The sequence below is a fragment of the Bacillus timonensis genome (genome assembly GCF_004799755.1).
GTDB lineage: Bacteria > Bacillota > Bacilli > Bacillales > Bacillaceae_L > Ferdinandcohnia > Ferdinandcohnia timonensis_A.
Map to the genome: position 1 here is coordinate 1 of NZ_SLUB01000122.1, position 1,782 is coordinate 1,782.

Below are 1,782 nucleotides of genomic sequence, written 5' to 3' on the forward strand. Positions count from 1 at the left end.
AAAGGAGCATTCCTGTTAGAAGGATTTTCGGGGACTTGAACAAAAAGAGCCCTCTTGGTATGATGCGGGGTGTCAAATCGCGACGAAATGACCCCTAATTTGTAACCAAGGAGGACTCCATAATGGATTTTATACAAAATCAAAAAATTAATCAAGTCACTGAAAAAACACTCGTCGTAGGAATCGACATTGCGAAGCGTACACATTTCGCTTGTTTTGTAGATGATCGCGGTAGAGTGCTCCAAAAATCATTTTCTGTATCTCAATCTCGGGATGGCTTTGAGGTATTCTACAAACGGATTCTGACAGCCATGAAAGAATACGAGAAAACAGAAGTCATCGTTGGAATTGAACCTACTGGGCACTACTGGCTCAATTTAGCCTATTTTCTTGAAGAGCGAGGCATTCCACTTGTCATGACGAATCCTATGCACGTCAAACGTTCAAAGGAGTTAGATGACAATCTACAATCGAAACACGACCGTAAAGATGCGCTGGTTATTGCGCGACTATTAAAAGACGGACGCTTCAGTTATCCACGTATTCTTAAAGAAGTGGAAGCTGAACTTCGAGTAGGGTCAACTTTTCGAGGGAAATTGACAGAGGAATTAGGTGCGGTCAAAAACATGATGATTCGATGGCTAGATCGTTATTTTCCTGAATTTACACAGGTATTTCCGAAATTCGGAAAAATGGCACTGGCTGTACTAGAATGTACCCCATTCCCGGGTGATCTATATCAGAAGCAGCCCGATGAGGTACTCGTAATGTACCGTAAAGTAGAGGGGATGAAATCTCCTCAGAAACCGAAAGCTACGCGTCTAATTGAAGTAGCAGCTAACTCCATTGGTGTAACAGAAGGACGTGAGATGGCCCGTTTTGAAATCGCCACACTCGTTCGTCGTTACCATCAGTTGGAACAAGAAATCGAAAGCATTACTCAACGCTTAGTTGAACTTGTAAAAACATCTGTAGAATACGAATGGCTATCAACGGTTGAAGGACTTGGAGATACCACCATTGTCGATTTATTAGCCGAAATAGGAAGCTTTTCACACTACGAGAATCCACGCCAACTAATCAAACTCGCGGGATTAACGTTACGTGAAAATTCCTCCGGACTGCATAAAGGACAAAAACGCATCTCTAAACGAGGCAGAAGGAAACTACGTGCCCTCCTGTTCCGAGTAATGATGCCGATGATTCGTCACAATGAAGCTTTCAAAAAGCTACACGAGTATTACACAAACCGTCAGGTTAATCCTTTACGTAAGAAGCAATCCATCGTGGTTCTATGCGGAAAACTATTAAAAGTATTACACGGAATTTGCACGAAGCACAAAGCGTTTGACGCACAGCGAATGATGAGGGATATTCCTGGTCTCGAAGAGGCTGCATAAGGTCCTACAACCCTTAATTAGACCTAGACAACAGGATGACACGGAGAAGCTGGCACTATTTTTTCCATTCGACCTTGAGTCCCTAAAGGAGCTTCGCTAGCCTCTGCCTTATGACTAGACCGAACGAAGGAATGTAGGCACACAGATGCCAAGAGACATGGGAGGGTACGTCATCATAAGCTACGCAGAGATCCATTGTGCATCGCATACTTTCCTAGCACTACTTACCATCATTACCCAGTAGTGACCGCGTAGCGTACCCATGTATTGGAATAGTTTCACATATTATGAAGACTTTGTTAGTAATCGTGTCGAAAAATATTTTTTTGACACCCCATCAACGGATCAAACCGTTGATAAATCAACATTTATAGAGGGAGGA

General features: G+C 42.9%; 1 protein-coding gene. It reads left to right on the forward strand.

Annotated features, from left to right (window positions below):
* Positions 1-122: 122 nt before the first annotated feature.
* Positions 123-1,400 carry an IS110 family transposase gene (locus E1I69_RS24050; RefSeq protein ID WP_136382014.1) on the forward strand — a complete coding sequence of 426 codons (1,278 nt, stop codon included), beginning with the start codon at positions 123-125 and terminating at the stop codon, positions 1,398-1,400.
* The last annotated feature ends 382 nt before the right edge of the window (positions 1,401-1,782 follow it).

Excerpts from the sequence above, each read along its gene's own strand:
- E1I69_RS24050 (WP_136382014.1), top strand. The coding sequence starts at position 123 with ATGGATTTTATACAAAATCAAAAAATTAATCAAGTCACTGAAAAAACA.